Genomic DNA, 14,482 nt, shown 5'->3' with positions numbered 1-14,482 from the left:
TAAGAAAATGAAATGGACAAAGAAAAGAAATTTAACTTTTTAGCCGAAGAATCTGAACAAGGTTTTTGGGTAGATTCTCAAGAATTAACCCAAAATACGCAAAGACAAACAGCGAAAACAGAAACCGCCCGAAAAGAAGAAATTGCCAATAAATTAAGAGCAGAAAATGAAAGATTGCTAAAGGAAGGACAGCCCGAAGAAAAGCGAGAAATGGTAATACATGGCGCAACCTTACATTGTCCGTACGCACAGTCAGAAGGAAAACTAAAGGTTACTTCTAACGAAATATTATTACAAGATCGCATTTGTGCTACAGAAGGCGACGGAAATAATATGATTAATCTGAAATTTTCAGGTGTTTGTAATCATCCCAAATGGGGGGATAAAAAACCCGCTTGTCAAAGTGTAATCAACTTATCGCCGTGGCAAAATTTAGGTAAAACCGTAATTCAGGAACAAAGAGTTTTAGTTAAAGAATCCTACATAAGTTGTAATCCTTCCCCGAATACTGCCGTAGCAAGCCCTATTCCTACTGTGAACAAAATAACTGTAACCGGCTGTGATAGAAATGTAATTATCAGTTACAACAATGGAAATTATGGAAATTGTGAATTTTATAAATTTAGATATGAAGATTTTATGAAACGTCACAGTTTATGCAATCATATGCCTCCGGTTTATTATTTTGGAGAAATGCATGAAATCAATGAACATGATCACGAGAATTCTGTTAATGACTGGTTGACAAAAAGTTTAACCGAAGAGATGGACAAGATCGTAATCTCAGAAGTTAAGAAAAATGGTAGTTCATATAAACCAGTTCCTGCTACCAGTTACGGATATAAATATTGCGTGCGCTTCTCTAAAGTCTTAATGCCAACTTTGACCCTAAGAGGGCAACGCTGGTTGAAAGATGCAAGATTTAAGTTGCAAGAATATATGGAACAAGGAGTGATTTGTAAATCTTATAAAGCTGAACATGATGTGATTACATTTGATATATTGGAAGATAACTTTAATGATAATTTCGAACCTTCATTTTTTGAAAAAATAGGTTGTTGGTATGACGGAGCTGAATTGAATAAAATTCGTGCAGAAAAAATGGAAAAATATTATACTGATATTGAATTAGATAATGATCGATTTCAAGAATTTGCTTTTGCCACTCATCCCGATGCGTATAATCCTGAAGAAATGGGAAAATTACCGGCAGATGATTTAATAAAAATAATATCAACCCCCGATGCGAAAGAGTGGTTAGGTAGGCATACATGGAGGCAGGCACTTATTATGGCTCGAAATTTAAATTATCTGTCAATTGCAAGTGCCACGGCACAAAGAATGTATAAACAAATTATTTTATGGGATGATACCTTTGAATAAAAAAATACTGATAACAATTTTAGTAAGCTTTGCTTTATTAAGTTGTAACCCCGTTAAACAAGGAAATATGAAATGGATAGCCAAATACGATTTTAATCAATTATACCAATTAACCGACCAAGCAACTGTCTTAGACCCAATGTCTGCTTTTCGTTTTGAAGAATTTATAGCCCCCAATGAGAACACCATTATTTTAATCGGAAATAAAAGTCTTCGCTCTTTCGATTCAATCCAAAGAGGGTATCAAGCAGTAATACTTATATCGAAAGATCGGGGCAAAAGTTATCAAGAATTATTGCTACCCGAACAAGAGATGAAATGGATTGATACCAGTAATGATTATTCATTAGTAGAAGCTCAAAATAGATTACCCGATAACAGTAAAAAAATTTCCCAATATCTTTTAGATCATAAGAGTCTAAAAGTGGTTAAAATAGATGAGTATTTATCTGCCGATGATATCGATTATAAAAAATTCAACGGTAAATATGTCATATATTCCAATCGAGGCAATTTAAAACTGATTAATTTATTGAATCGAGAAGAAGAATACCCCTTGCCTGACGACTTAAACAATCAGCCATTTTATTTAACCGCACAGGGTAACATTCTAACTTTACAAAAAAATCAGATCATTAGTTATGACCCTAAAACCCAAAACAAGCAAATCATCAAAAGTTTCAAAAATAACTATGATGTCTTACTATATCAAGATGACACTTTTGTTTTGGGTAAAGCTAACTTGTTAAAAACATCTGCAACTTTTTATAATGAAGAGGAAAAAGAGTTATACACACTTGATTCAAAAAATGATAACTTTTACCGATATAAAAATTTTGTATGCGACTATAAACTTTTATCATCTATTAACCCGTCAATTCGATATTCATATGACTATGGACAAACATGGAATAAGTATGAGTTAAAAGGCATGTTTACTGCTTCTAGACCTGTCGGATTTTATAAGGATAAATTTATCATTTTACGTGCATCATTTCATGATAAACCAGATCCTGAAGATCGAGGGGGACGGCTTTTAATCGGTGAGTTTGAAAAATAAAAAAACCTCATGGTAATAAGTAGAGGTATTTACCTTTTTATTCGAAAAATATATCCAAATACATGCAGAAATCTAAAATAATTTTAGGATCGTTTCCAACTACAACACAAAGATATTACGACTTTCAACAAGAAGAGTTGACCCGTATTAATGGTATCGAAGAACGTGAGGTACAAACCGCACTCATATACTGCACCCGTTATTCTATACAAGAGTTTTTTAAAGTACGTTGGGAAACGTTTAAGAATCAATATTGGAGTACTCGAATGTCGGAAACTGATAAGATATTACATAAGAAATTAGATCTTATTACTTCCGATTTGCAAATCATAATCTCACCACAAGGCACTCTGCACGACCTTACAAACTTTAACGAAGTGCAAAAGAAAGCAAAATTAATTTTAGATCAACTATCTAAAAAATACACAGACAATACAGATTTTTTGGAATATAGAAATTTATATACAGATAAACAACGGGTTTTACTCACCCTTAATTACTACCCTGCTATTTCCTTATATTTACCGCTTGCTCATGAACAAGATCCTATCGTTAGGAATACACAATTGATACCCAATACCATTTTTTATATTAATGAAACGCTGCAAAAAAATTCAACCAATATCCAAATAAACGGTAGTTTACACCAAACGCCCGACCTTGACGGATTACGTAAACTTTTTGCGTTGAAAGGTATTAAAATTTCATCTGAAAAGACACTTCCTTGCTTAGAAGAATATCAAGGAAACTATAATCTTACTTCATCAGGCACGGTAAAAGACGCTTCCTTTGACATTCATTTTACCTTTGGAAAACACTATGAAAAAAAAATAAACTATCAACTTAAAACTTTACGCCATGAGGAAATATAAACAATTAAAACATGCCGTACAATTACAAAAACAGTTGGATCGTAAATATGGAACCAGCCGTTTTCATGCTGCTTTAATTATAGCTCTATTTTTCTGCCTCTTTTTCACCTCGTGCAGCAGTTCACAAGCTGCAAGTTCTTCTTCCAGTACCCAAACAAGTACCAGTACAGGTCAATCTCAAAGTGGAAGTACAAATGTTAGCATTATCAAAACAGGGCAAACCGTTAGTGTTAACCCAGTTAACCCACCAAACGATGGGTTAAAAAGGATATACAGTGTATATTTTGCGAAAAAAAAAGTACAAAAAAATCAAGTGTCATTTGAACCCATAGATTCACTACATCCTCAACGAGACGGAGAAAATAATTTGCTAACATATGATTCTATTTTAGGAAAAACGGTTTATTTAGTAATTGAAACCCAAAATTTGACGCCAAATAAATCGATAAAAGTTCAACTACAAAGCAATGCACTCACTGGAAACTCCAATGTACTTGAAGTCATGCAGTTTAATGAATCCCGTCAATATGTATCAGCTCGAAATATCACGGCTGTGGTAGGTAATACAAATGCCTTACATAATAATAGCGGTAGTTGTCCTTATACCAACTTAGCCGATCATTCTCACCGTGCCATTGTGAAATTGCAACTGCGCCCTAGCACCCGTCCCGCTTTTGATAATTGGGCAAACCGTTTGAAAGATGCCAATGGTACGATAAAAGTGTCGGTACAACTAGAAAAAGATAAATGTGCGTATGGTAACGATAACAAAGAGAGAAGCAAAGGGGGACTTTTTTTATCAACCGATAAGCAACAATTTAGAGTAGTAAATAGACATTTTCTAGAAATTTATCACAAAGATAATTTATTTAATTTTTTACCGATAAGAACCTTACCTAATACCAGAAAGCCGATAGGTGAACTAAATAACAGCGTTAACTCTAAGGTTTGTTATTTTTATTATGATAAAAATGATAACGAACATTTTGTGTGTGAGTCCAATAAAATAACTGTTAAATCAAAAATAAGATCAATTAATATTCCAAAAGATGAAGATAAAGGAAATCTTATTGATACCATTGATCATTCAGAAAATATAAATGCGAATGAAAGAATAGATGCACAAACTCTTGAAATATATGAGAATGGTGTACTTGCTACCCCAAGTAGATTTACTTCTAAAAAAGAAATGTGGTATAAAAACAAAGAAAATAATGTAGAACTGGTTTTTGCCGATATTCTTGAAGATCCGGGCATAGGTAGTGAAGCTTTTAGAGCTTTAAATTATGAAAGTCCAGACGGTAGCTTTGTTATTACCTTTGCATTTAAAAATACAAGAAGGCGATACGCCAATCCGGCATTTTACGCAGCATTTTTGGGCGCTTTAGCTCAGTTAAATCAAACTAAATCAATGAGTGAAATTTATATTGATAGCGGTGGATTTTCGTATAAAGATGGATCTTGTTATCCAAGTTATGAACATGTTGATGGAATTGCTGTTGATACCGGTTATTTGGAAAATCTTAAACAACAAAATGCATTTGTTAATTGCATGAGAAACTATGGTTTGTTAAGACATGGTGTAGGGAAAAACAATTGGTATCCAAAAATTAATCACTCAATTTATATGGAGGGACATGAAGATCATTTACATTCTTCTGTTTATAATGCAAAGTATGTTAATTTTACTAGAGATTATGTTCATTCAATTATCTAAGGAATTATTGTAATGAAAAAAAATTACCTTTTACTTTTAGTTATTTTTCTATGTTCTTGTCAAGGCATAAAATCTCAGGATTTTTCAGATTCGAAAAAGAAGAATTCAATTCCCGTAATTACTTTACCTTTCGGAACTAAAGAGTTAATTGACGTCCAATTCCCAGCAAATTGGAAAAAATACGATTATCCAAGCAATACATGGTATAAAACACCTATAGATTTAGCTTATAATCATTCAGATTTGTTTTATGATGTTTATAAAGGTAAAAAACGAGATTTAAAACTTACCGATAGTATTACTTATACTTATACTAATGCTAATATGGCTAATATCTATTATGATAACTTTTTTCCCTACCCGTTTATAAAAAACCAATCAAGTATATATTACAACTATAAAGAAATATTATATCCATTATGGAAAATTAATTTATCAAATAACCAAAACTTAGTATTCCTTTTTAGTGAAGATGTTCCTACTTCACAAAAACCAAATGTAAAACCCTACACTAAATTACAATTAGTGGTTATGGATAGTCAAGGAAACATCTTAGATTCCCTAAATGCTTATATTGATGCCAATTTTGATAGGAAACGTCTATATATTGACAGAGAAGGAATTATTCACATTAAATACTTTGATATTGATGTTGAATACGTTAACTTTATCCGTTATGAAAAATTCCAAATTTCGACTGAAGGCAAATTTATTCGATATTACGATCAAAACGGATTTTTCCAAAATGAAGAAGAACAAGGATTAGTCGAAAATCATACCCGTGAAGGTTTATGGATTGAGAAGAAACCGAACGGTTATTATACTTATTCTCACCGTTATACTTATCTTGAAGCAAATTACCATAAAGGGTTACCGATTGGAATTTGGAAGTTTTATAAATTAGATTATCAAAGGAAAATAGGTTGTCCTATCGATCTATTTTCTGCTAAAAAAGGCAAACTTTTGTACACAGAAACCTATAAAGACGGTGAGCTTGTCGAACGCAAATTTGTGGATAAAGAAATTGATGAATTGAATTAAAGATTGTGTAGTAAACAAACGATTATTATGCTTATCACCCTCATAAATATGAACGGTGGTAAGTAAACAATAAATAAAAAAATAAACATAACAACTTAAACATCCTATAATGGAAAACGAAAGCCTTCCGACAGAAAATATAAAATCCCCTAACGATCAATCCGAAATAGTGGATTCTTATTCAGCCAATCCTAACCAAATTGTTTATGATTTGTTACATCAATCTGATTTTGATATTAATGTAACGGATGCCTATTTTGCAAAAAAAGTAAATGCCCCGAATAAACCAAATGAATATACCTATTTAAAATTAAATCAAGCCCGTTTGGGTGACAAAATTTATCTTGTAGTTAAATGTTACGGTAAGCCCCCTAAAGGATCTTTGGTTATTAGCATTCGTGAAATGGAAAAAAAAGGTAATGAGCTTAACTTATATCCACAAAAATCTATTTCCTTTTTAGTGAATGGAGTTGAAAAAACCGAACTACAATTTACTATTGATGAGAAAATTGAGTATATCCAAGAGATTGAAATTCGTCCTAAAGATGATGAAAAGTATCAGGAATTAGTAGATAAATTAAATAGTCTTGAAAATAAAAGTACTCATTTGACCATAAGAACAGAAATAAAAGATACCAACGCAACTAAGGTAAATTTTAAAGGTATTCTTACAGGTGAATTCGATGCGGTTAAGGGGGCAAGGTATTATGATTTTTTAAATGAAGAAAAAGAATATTTTACACTTTATAATTTATCAAGTTGTTTTTGTTCAAAATTAAAAATTGATTCTGAAGGATTTATTTCTGGAGGTAAAGTAGAAAAAAATAAAATAGCAAGTTGTAATAATGGTTCCAATATGACAGAAGTTAAAATCATCGTATTACATAGAACTGCGGGTGGAGTAGCTGCTGGAACTTTATCTCATATGAATACTAATAAATATGGCGCTCACTTTGTAATAGATAATGCTAAAAATACAGATGGAACAATTTATCATGCTATCAGCATATATAAAAAAGGAACTCATATGGGGAGAGGACAATATAAAATCACTAAAGACAATAATTGGGGAAATCATAATTCAATAGGAATTGAGGTATGTGGTTATTCATATACCTCTGATGGAAAAAAAAGAGTTGGAGCTAATGGAAATTTACCTCACGGCTATTGGCAGGAGGTAACAGAAGAGCAAGCTAAGTCATTATCTTGTTTAGTTAAATTTCTTTTAGAACACTATAATTTAACAATAGATGATGTAAAATGTCACGAAGATTTATGTGCAAAAGATCCAAATGAAGGAAAAGATGTATATAAAAAAATGATGAATTATTGGCATTAATTATATAAAAAATTTAACAGTTTAAGAGTAAAATAATGAATAAATTTTTAATACTGATAACAAGCTTATTAATAATTTTCTCTTGTAAAGCGCAAGATGAGATAACCAATATTGCTAAGTCATGCCATGATTTAAAATTTCGAAATCTAATTTATTATCAAATGTGTTTAGATTGGAATTTAAGTGCAGACAATATTCTCGAAATTACTCAAAATAAGCACGAAGAGTACTTACCTGATGATGTTAATTTTGAACATTTCTATGGTTTTACCCCTGATGGTATCTATATTAAAGCTGAATTAACGAAAAATAATAAACTTTATGATATCCTGTTAGGTTCGCAGTCATGGTTTTTACTTACCGATAAGCACACTGAACAATCACAACTATATTCTTATCGAGATCCTAAAAATTCTCGATACTTTATAGGGGACTTTGTCACCGAAGCATTAGTCGAACAACATCCTGAGTTAGAAGAACGGTACAAACAACATTATCAAACAGCAATTAACACTATTTCGCAATATCAACCAACTACCTTAAAAGATTTTAATGGTCATTATTTTTCCACTAATTTAACTGTTACTATTAGTGATACTAAGATTAAACTCAATACGCTTGATTATGATTTACCATTATTCCTAAAAGACGATGACAATATTTGCGCCTACCAAGGATTAGCAAAAGAACAAACACAAGGCGATTTTATCTTTACCCTGTTTATTAAGGATAAAAAATATTATTTTCAATCACCAGACTTTATGGATAATAAAATGACTGAAGTTTATAAAAGAGATTAAAAAATGAAAAAAAATATCTTTCTTTTTCTGTTTTTTATTTTAAAGCAATTGATAAAGAAGATAAGCACGAAATTAATGGATGTTATTTATTCAGTTTCCATATACCCGAAGGATCTGACGAATTAGAGGTAATAAGATAGGGTAATAATGTAAAAATTATTTAACTAATTAATGATACTATTAAAACTAAAAACATAAAAATAAATTGCCATGAAAGATATATTTAGCCATATCTATTCATTATAAGTAAACATTATTACCATAGAAGGATTCAAAGGGATGTCAACCGATGATGCATACCATCATAAGATTTATAATAAAGATATATAAAAATAAGTTAAACCCATTAATTATTATATGAATTCGTACCCAAAGTGATCAATATAGCCAAAGAGTAAATTTAACAATTAATGAATTAACAATATTTACACTTTTTATTTACAACTTCCAATCGTATTATAAATGACATAATACAAAATTTAAAGATGATTGTACACACATTTTTTGCCTTTAAATACATGAAAAAAAGAAAAACCTAATTTAACTTTTAATAATTAACAATTAGACTATTCAATGATTATTGATAATATTTAGAAAAATAGCCTTTCATTTTATTAATAATGCATTTATATGCTCTTTTGTAATAATAAATTTATCTATATAACAATAAAGTAAATAATCTAAAAAAGCTTTTTTAACTTTTTTAAAATTATAAAGAGTTGAAGTATTATTGTTATTTTTGATAAATAAAAATTAGTTAAATGAATACCAGATATAATGCTTTAGACAAAGATTTATTTATTAAAAATAGAAAAAAATTTGTCCAAAGAATGGCCCCAAAATCAGTTGCAATATTCAACAGTAATGATATTTATCCTATCAGTGCAGACAGTACTCTCCCTTTTCAACAGCAACGAGATTTATTTTATCTTTCGGGAATAGATCAAGAAGAATCAATTTTAGTATTATGTCCCTATGCTTATTTAGAGGAACATAGAGAAATGCTTTTTTTACGGGAAACTAATGAACATATTGCCATTTGGGAAGGAGAAAAATATTCTAAAGAGCAAGCAACTGAGGTTTCAGGAATTAAAAATGTGTATTGGTTACAAGATTTTGATAAAATTCTTGAAATGGTTATTGTTCAAATGGATAATATATATATAAATATAAATGAACATTATAGAGCCGAAAAAGTTGTTGAAACCCGAGAAGACAGATTCATAAAAAAATTACAAAATAAATACAGAGGTCATTGTTATTTACGAAGCAATCCCATCTTACAACACCTACGCTCAATTAAAGAACCTGAAGAGATAAACGCTATTCAACAAGCCTGTGATATAACGGAAAAAGGGTTTAGAAGGATTCTTCCTTTTATTAAACCGGGTGTTTGGGAATATGAAATTGAAGCGGAGTTAATTTATGAATTTATTAAAAACCGTTCTAAAGGCTGGGCTTATACACCAATTATAGCTTCCGGTAAAAACAGCAATGTTTTGCATTATATATTAAATAATAAAGAATGTAAAGACGGAGATGTTGTTTTGTTGGACGTGGGGGCCGAATATGCCAATTATTCTTCTGATATGACACGTACTCTTCCCGTGAACGGAAAATTTACACCCCGACAAAAAGAAGTATATCAATCGGTACTAAATGTTAAAAATGAATCTACTAAGCTTTTAATTACGGGTAATAATTGGTACAGTTACCATGAAGAAGTGGGCAATATAATGACGGAAGAATTGTTAAAGTTAAATCTCTTAACAACAGAAGAAGTTAGAAATCAAGACCCGAAATGGCCCGCTTATAAGAAATATTTTATGCATGGAAACTCACATCATTTGGGCCTTGATACACACGATTATGGTATACTGACGGAATCATTTGTACCTAATATGGTATTTACCGTTGAACCGGGTATTTATATTCCTGAGGAAGGATTCGGGATTAGAATAGAAGATAATGTAGTGATTCAATCGAATGGAAATCCTCATAATTTAATGAGAAATATACCTATCGAAATTGAAGAATTAGAAGATCTTATGAATTCATGATACTATAAAAAACTATAAACCTTTAACCTATGTTTACTTATAAACCTATTGATCGAGTTGAAAAAATATCCAAAGAAGATTTTTATAATCAATATTATAAACCACAAAAACCGGTTGTAATTGAAAAACTGACTGAAGATTGGCCTGCTTATAAAAAGTGGAATTTTGACTATATAAAAAAAGTTGCAGGTGATAAAATTGTCCCTCTATATAATAATGATCCGGTTAGTGCTGACAAAAAAGTAAATGAACCGGACGCCAGAATGAAAATGTCCGACTATATTGATTTACTTCAAAAAGGCCCGACTGATTTAAGAATATTTTTATTTAATATATTGAAACAAGTACCGGCCATGCAAGACGATTTTAAGTTTCCGGACTTAGGTCTAAATTTATTTAAAAATTTACCTATGTTGTTTTTCGGAGGTGCGGGTTCCAATGTTTTTATGCATTTTGATATAGATTTAGCCAATATTTTACATTTTCATTTTGCAGGTGAAAAACAATGCATATTGATGAAGCCTCAAGATACGAAGTATATGTATAAAATACCATATGCTACTATTTGCAGAGAAGACATAGATTTTGATAATCCGGATTTTGATAAATGGCCCGGATTAAAATACATTACTCCATATAAGGCTCATTTATCTCATGGTGAAATGCTATACATGCCTGAGGGTTGGTGGCACTATATGCAATACTTAACTCCGAGTTTTTCAATGAGTTTACGATCTTTGGCTAAAAGACCTGCAAATTTTGCTAATGCTGTATTGAATATTTTCATTAAAAGGAATTACGATAATTTTATGAGAAAAAGACAGGGGCAAAAATGGATTGAATATAAAAATAATAAGGCCATACTTGATACTAACAGAGCAATTCATCTTTCAAAATAATTTTTTGATAAGTTGAGCTATAATAACCTGAATTATTTTTTGTTTTGATTAAAATTAATTATTACATTTGAGCAAAACAATATATAATAATTGTATTATGGTAACATTGCTTTATATAGGCGCTTGGCCATTTGTGAAATTTATAGGATTTATTTTATTTTTATTAATTGCCTTTATAGGTTTTTGGTGTCTTACTTTTTTAGTATGTATCCTTCCATATTGGTTAACTTTTGGTATTGCAGAAAATAAAGGTAAAACAAATGCTCATATAGCTCCTGATGAGGTGAGATCTAAAACTCTTCCTCAACAACAAAATGTAGAAGTTGTTTATACAAAATAGGTAAATTATACTCAACAAAAAACAAAAGCTGCAATAATTTGCAGCTTTTGTTTTATTATCTTATATCTTTACTATTTACATTTTCTTTAAAATGTTCAAAGTTTCATTAGCTATTTCTAATTCTTCATTAGTAGGTATTATCATTATTTTAACTTTTGAATCGGAAGCCTGAACTTCTTCTACCTTTTCCGGCCCGCTCAATTCAACATTCTTGTTTTCATCCAATTTAATACCTAAATAATCTAAGTCTTTGCAAATTAATGAACGCAATTGGGCATCATTTTCACCGATTCCGGCTGTAAAAGCAATCGCATCCACACCATTTAGAGCGGCTATATACGCTCCTATGTATTTCTTAACTCTATAAGAATACAAGTCTAAACACAAAATAGCGTTAGGATCACCGTTTAAATACATCTCGTCAACATCTCTTGCATCGCTTTTTCCGGTAAGACCTAACATTCCAGATTTTTTATTTAGCAGATCATCCAATTCCTCGAATTTTACTCCGCATTCTCTAACCATGTAAAAAAGAACGGATGGATCTATATCTCCACTTCTAGTTCCCATAACTAAACCATTAAGCGGGGTAAAGCCCATTGAGGTATCAATACTTTCCCCTTTTTCATTAATAGCGGTAATGCTTGATCCATTTCCTAAATGAATAGTTATGATTTTAGCTTCTTGATTATTTAAGTAATTTACGGCCTGCCTTCTTACGTATTTATGACTTGTTCCATGCGCTCCGTAAGATCTTATCTTGTGATCTGTGTAAAAATGGTTCGGAATTGCATATCTGTATGCTTTAGGTGGCATAGTAAGATGGAATGCTGTATCAAATACAGCTACTTGAGGGGTATTTGGAAAAAATTTTTGCGCAACTTCAATACCTAACAAGTTAGCAGGATTATGTAAGGGTGCTAATGCACTCATTTCATCAATTTCGTTTTTTACTTCATCAGTAATTAAAACCGGAACGTTAAATTTCCCTCCGCCTTGTACAATTCGGTGTCCTACTCCTTTTATTTCTGATGGATCATTAATAACTCCAACATCTTTTGCTGTTAACAATTCAACAATAAGTTTCATTCCTTCAACATGTGTAGGAAATTCTTGATGAATTTGTTTTTTATCTGAAATGCCGTTTTTCAGATATTTGTGTGTAATAATTCCGCCAGTCGTACCTATTCTTTCTACCAATCCTTTAGCAATAACGGAGTTTGAATCCATGTTAAGCAATTGATATTTAATAGAAGAACTTCCCGCATTAATAACTAATATTAACATCCTTATAATTTTTAATGCAAAAGTATAGCTTTTAAATTTTTATGCAAAAAATTAAATGAATCTTGTAGATTAATAATTTTATTATTTATCTTACTTTAATCTTTTTACTTCATAAAAGTTAGTATTTCTAATTAGTATGTTTAAAAGATAATTCATTTAAAAAGTTTAATTAAAAATGATAAATATCCAATTAAATAATACAATTTGTATTCTTATTAAAGAATTTAATATTTATTCAAATTTTAAGGATTGATAAGCACTTGTTTAAATTAAAATAATGCTTTACATAAACCCTAAACATAATTAGTAAAAGCAAAAAAAATCCGGAAAAATTCCGGATCATAATTAGTGTAGTAATGAATTTATTAATATCTATATTCATCCGATTTAAATGGTCCTTTAACAGGAACTCCAATATATTTTGCCTGTTTTTCTGAAAGAGTATCCAATTCAACCCCTATTTTAGCCAGGTGAAGCATGGCAACTTTTTCGTCTAAATGTTTAGGCAAGGTATAAACTTTATTTTCATAGTTATTTGAATTGTGCCATAATTCTATTTGAGCCAGCGTTTGATTGCAGAAAGAATTACTCATCACAAAACTTGGATGACCGGTTGCACAACCTAAATTTACTAATCGACCTTCGGCAAGAACAATAATATCTTTACCATTGATCGTATATTTATCTACTTGCGGCTTAATAGTAACCTTTGTAGATCCATAGTTGGCATTTAACCAGGCCATATCAATTTCATTATCGAAATGTCCTATATTACAAACTACGGTTTTATCTTTCATTCTCTCGAAATGCTTACTTTGAATAATATCGCAATTTCCAGTACAAGTAATTACAATATCAGCTTTGGTAATGGCATAATCCATCTTTTTAACTTCATATCCATCCATTGCGGCTTGTAAGGCACAAATCGGGTCGATTTCAGTAACTATTACTCTGGCTCCTGCTCCTCTAAATGAAGCAGCTGAACCTTTTCCTACATCACCATATCCTGCAACTACAACTACTTTTCCCGCAATCATTAAATCTGTTGCCCTGCGTACTGCATCAACAGCAGATTCTTTACATCCGTATTTATTATCAAATTTAGACTTGGTAACGGAATCATTTATATTGATGGCCGGTAATAACAACGTACCGTTTTTTACTCTTTCGTGCAAACGATGTACCCCTGTAGTAGTTTCTTCTGATAAACCTTTAATTCCCGGTACTAACTCGGGATATTTATCTAAAACCATATTTGTTAAATCTCCTCCATCATCTAAAATCATGTTTAACGGTTTTTTATCTTCACCAAAGAAAAGTGTTTGTTCAATACACCAGTTAAATTCGTCTTCATTCATTCCCTTCCAAGCATATACAGATGTTCCTTTAGCTGCTATAGCGGCTGCTGCGTGATCTTGAGTAGAAAAAATATTACATGAGCTCCAAGAAACTTCAGCTCCTAATGCTTGCAAAGTTTCAATTAAAACAGCGGTTTGTATAGTCATATGAAGACAACCGGCTATCCTTGCACCTTTCAAAGGCTGTTCGTCTTTATATTCTTTACGTAAGGCCATTAATCCGGGCATTTCTGCTTCCGCTAATTCAATTTCCATTCTTCCCCAATCGGCCAGTGAGATATCCTTTACTTTATAAGGGATATAATCAATTTTTGTGCTCATACTAA

Annotated in this window: 12 protein-coding genes; 10 read left to right on the top strand and 2 right to left on the bottom strand. The window is 31.1% G+C overall.

Annotated elements, in window-relative coordinates:
* Positions 1-12: 12 nt before the first annotated feature.
* The 10 genes from GYM73_RS04410 (at position 13) to GYM73_RS04365 (ending at position 11,511) form a co-directional block, all read left to right on the top strand.
* Positions 13-1,383, top strand: coding sequence for a PAAR-like protein (locus GYM73_RS04410; RefSeq protein ID WP_220234262.1), 1,371 nt, complete (start codon positions 13-15; stop codon positions 1,381-1,383).
* Between the two features lie 67 nt (positions 1,384-1,450).
* Positions 1,451-2,443: a hypothetical protein gene (locus tag GYM73_RS04405; RefSeq protein WP_220234261.1), complete on the top strand. Its 993-nt coding sequence runs from the start codon at positions 1,451-1,453 to the stop codon at positions 2,441-2,443.
* 62 nt (positions 2,444-2,505) lie between these two features.
* Positions 2,506-3,315 carry a hypothetical protein gene (locus tag GYM73_RS04400; RefSeq protein WP_220234260.1) on the top strand — a complete coding sequence of 270 codons (810 nt, stop codon included), beginning with the start codon at positions 2,506-2,508 and terminating at the stop codon, positions 3,313-3,315.
* Entirely contained in the window at positions 3,302-5,032 is a 1,731-nt protein-coding gene (locus tag GYM73_RS04395; RefSeq protein ID WP_220234259.1) for a hypothetical protein, read from the top strand. Before GYM73_RS04400 ends, GYM73_RS04395 begins: the two co-directional genes overlap by 14 nt.
* A gap of 12 nt (positions 5,033-5,044) precedes the next feature.
* Positions 5,045-6,073, top strand: coding sequence for a hypothetical protein (locus GYM73_RS04390; RefSeq protein WP_220217240.1), 1,029 nt, complete (start codon positions 5,045-5,047; stop codon positions 6,071-6,073).
* 109 nt (positions 6,074-6,182) lie between these two features.
* Entirely contained in the window at positions 6,183-7,412 is a 1,230-nt protein-coding gene (locus GYM73_RS04385) for a peptidoglycan recognition family protein (RefSeq protein ID WP_220234258.1), read from the top strand.
* A gap of 35 nt (positions 7,413-7,447) precedes the next feature.
* Positions 7,448-8,212 carry a hypothetical protein gene (locus tag GYM73_RS04380; RefSeq protein ID WP_220234257.1) on the top strand — a complete coding sequence of 255 codons (765 nt, stop codon included), beginning with the start codon at positions 7,448-7,450 and terminating at the stop codon, positions 8,210-8,212.
* 761 nt (positions 8,213-8,973) lie between these two features.
* Positions 8,974-10,272, top strand: a complete 1,299-nt coding sequence (locus GYM73_RS04375) for an aminopeptidase P family protein (protein WP_105297512.1) — start codon at positions 8,974-8,976, stop codon at positions 10,270-10,272.
* A 29-nt stretch (positions 10,273-10,301) separates the two neighbouring features.
* Positions 10,302-11,171: a cupin-like domain-containing protein gene (locus GYM73_RS04370; protein ID WP_166003601.1), complete on the top strand. Its 870-nt coding sequence runs from the start codon at positions 10,302-10,304 to the stop codon at positions 11,169-11,171.
* 97 nt (positions 11,172-11,268) lie between these two features.
* Complete coding sequence (locus tag GYM73_RS04365) at positions 11,269-11,511, top strand: hypothetical protein (RefSeq protein WP_220234256.1); 243 nt, start codon at positions 11,269-11,271, stop codon at positions 11,509-11,511.
* A gap of 75 nt (positions 11,512-11,586) precedes the next feature.
* On the opposite strand, the gene GYM73_RS04360 is transcribed toward GYM73_RS04365, so the two are convergent.
* Together GYM73_RS04360 and ahcY are read right to left on the bottom strand one after the other, a co-directional pair.
* Complete coding sequence (locus GYM73_RS04360) at positions 11,587-12,798, bottom strand: acetate/propionate family kinase (RefSeq protein WP_160565279.1); 1,212 nt, start codon at positions 12,796-12,798, stop codon at positions 11,587-11,589.
* A gap of 365 nt (positions 12,799-13,163) precedes the next feature.
* Positions 13,164-14,477 (bottom strand): adenosylhomocysteinase, encoded by a 1,314-nt coding sequence (gene ahcY, locus GYM73_RS04355; protein ID WP_166003598.1) that lies wholly within the window; start codon positions 14,475-14,477, stop codon positions 13,164-13,166.
* Positions 14,478-14,482 lie beyond the last annotated feature (5 nt).

It is taken from the genome of Apibacter sp. ESL0432 (assembly GCF_019469225.1).
Classification (GTDB): Bacteria; Bacteroidota; Bacteroidia; order Flavobacteriales; family Weeksellaceae; genus Apibacter.
Note: the sequence above shows the minus strand (reverse complement) of the source record. Positions and strands in the feature narration are given on the sequence as shown.

Bases quoted from the DNA above. Each gene is read 5' to 3' on its own strand.
- GYM73_RS04410 (WP_220234262.1), top strand. From the start codon at position 13: ATGGACAAAGAAAAGAAATTTAACTTTTTAGCCGAAGAATCTGAACAA.
- GYM73_RS04405 (WP_220234261.1), top strand. From the start codon at position 1,451: ATGAAATGGATAGCCAAATACGATTTTAATCAATTATACCAATTAACC.
- GYM73_RS04400 (WP_220234260.1), top strand. From the start codon at position 2,506: ATGCAGAAATCTAAAATAATTTTAGGATCGTTTCCAACTACAACACAA.
- GYM73_RS04395 (WP_220234259.1), top strand. From the start codon at position 3,302: ATGAGGAAATATAAACAATTAAAACATGCCGTACAATTACAAAAACAG.
- GYM73_RS04390 (WP_220217240.1), top strand. From the start codon at position 5,045: ATGAAAAAAAATTACCTTTTACTTTTAGTTATTTTTCTATGTTCTTGT.
- GYM73_RS04385 (WP_220234258.1), top strand. From the start codon at position 6,183: ATGGAAAACGAAAGCCTTCCGACAGAAAATATAAAATCCCCTAACGAT.
- GYM73_RS04380 (WP_220234257.1), top strand. From the start codon at position 7,448: ATGAATAAATTTTTAATACTGATAACAAGCTTATTAATAATTTTCTCT.
- GYM73_RS04375 (WP_105297512.1), top strand. From the start codon at position 8,974: ATGAATACCAGATATAATGCTTTAGACAAAGATTTATTTATTAAAAAT.
- GYM73_RS04370 (WP_166003601.1), top strand. From the start codon at position 10,302: ATGTTTACTTATAAACCTATTGATCGAGTTGAAAAAATATCCAAAGAA.
- GYM73_RS04365 (WP_220234256.1), top strand. From the start codon at position 11,269: ATGGTAACATTGCTTTATATAGGCGCTTGGCCATTTGTGAAATTTATA.
- GYM73_RS04360 (WP_160565279.1), bottom strand. From the start codon at position 12,798: ATGTTAATATTAGTTATTAATGCGGGAAGTTCTTCTATTAAATATCAA.
- ahcY (WP_166003598.1), bottom strand. From the start codon at position 14,477: ATGAGCACAAAAATTGATTATATCCCTTATAAAGTAAAGGATATCTCA.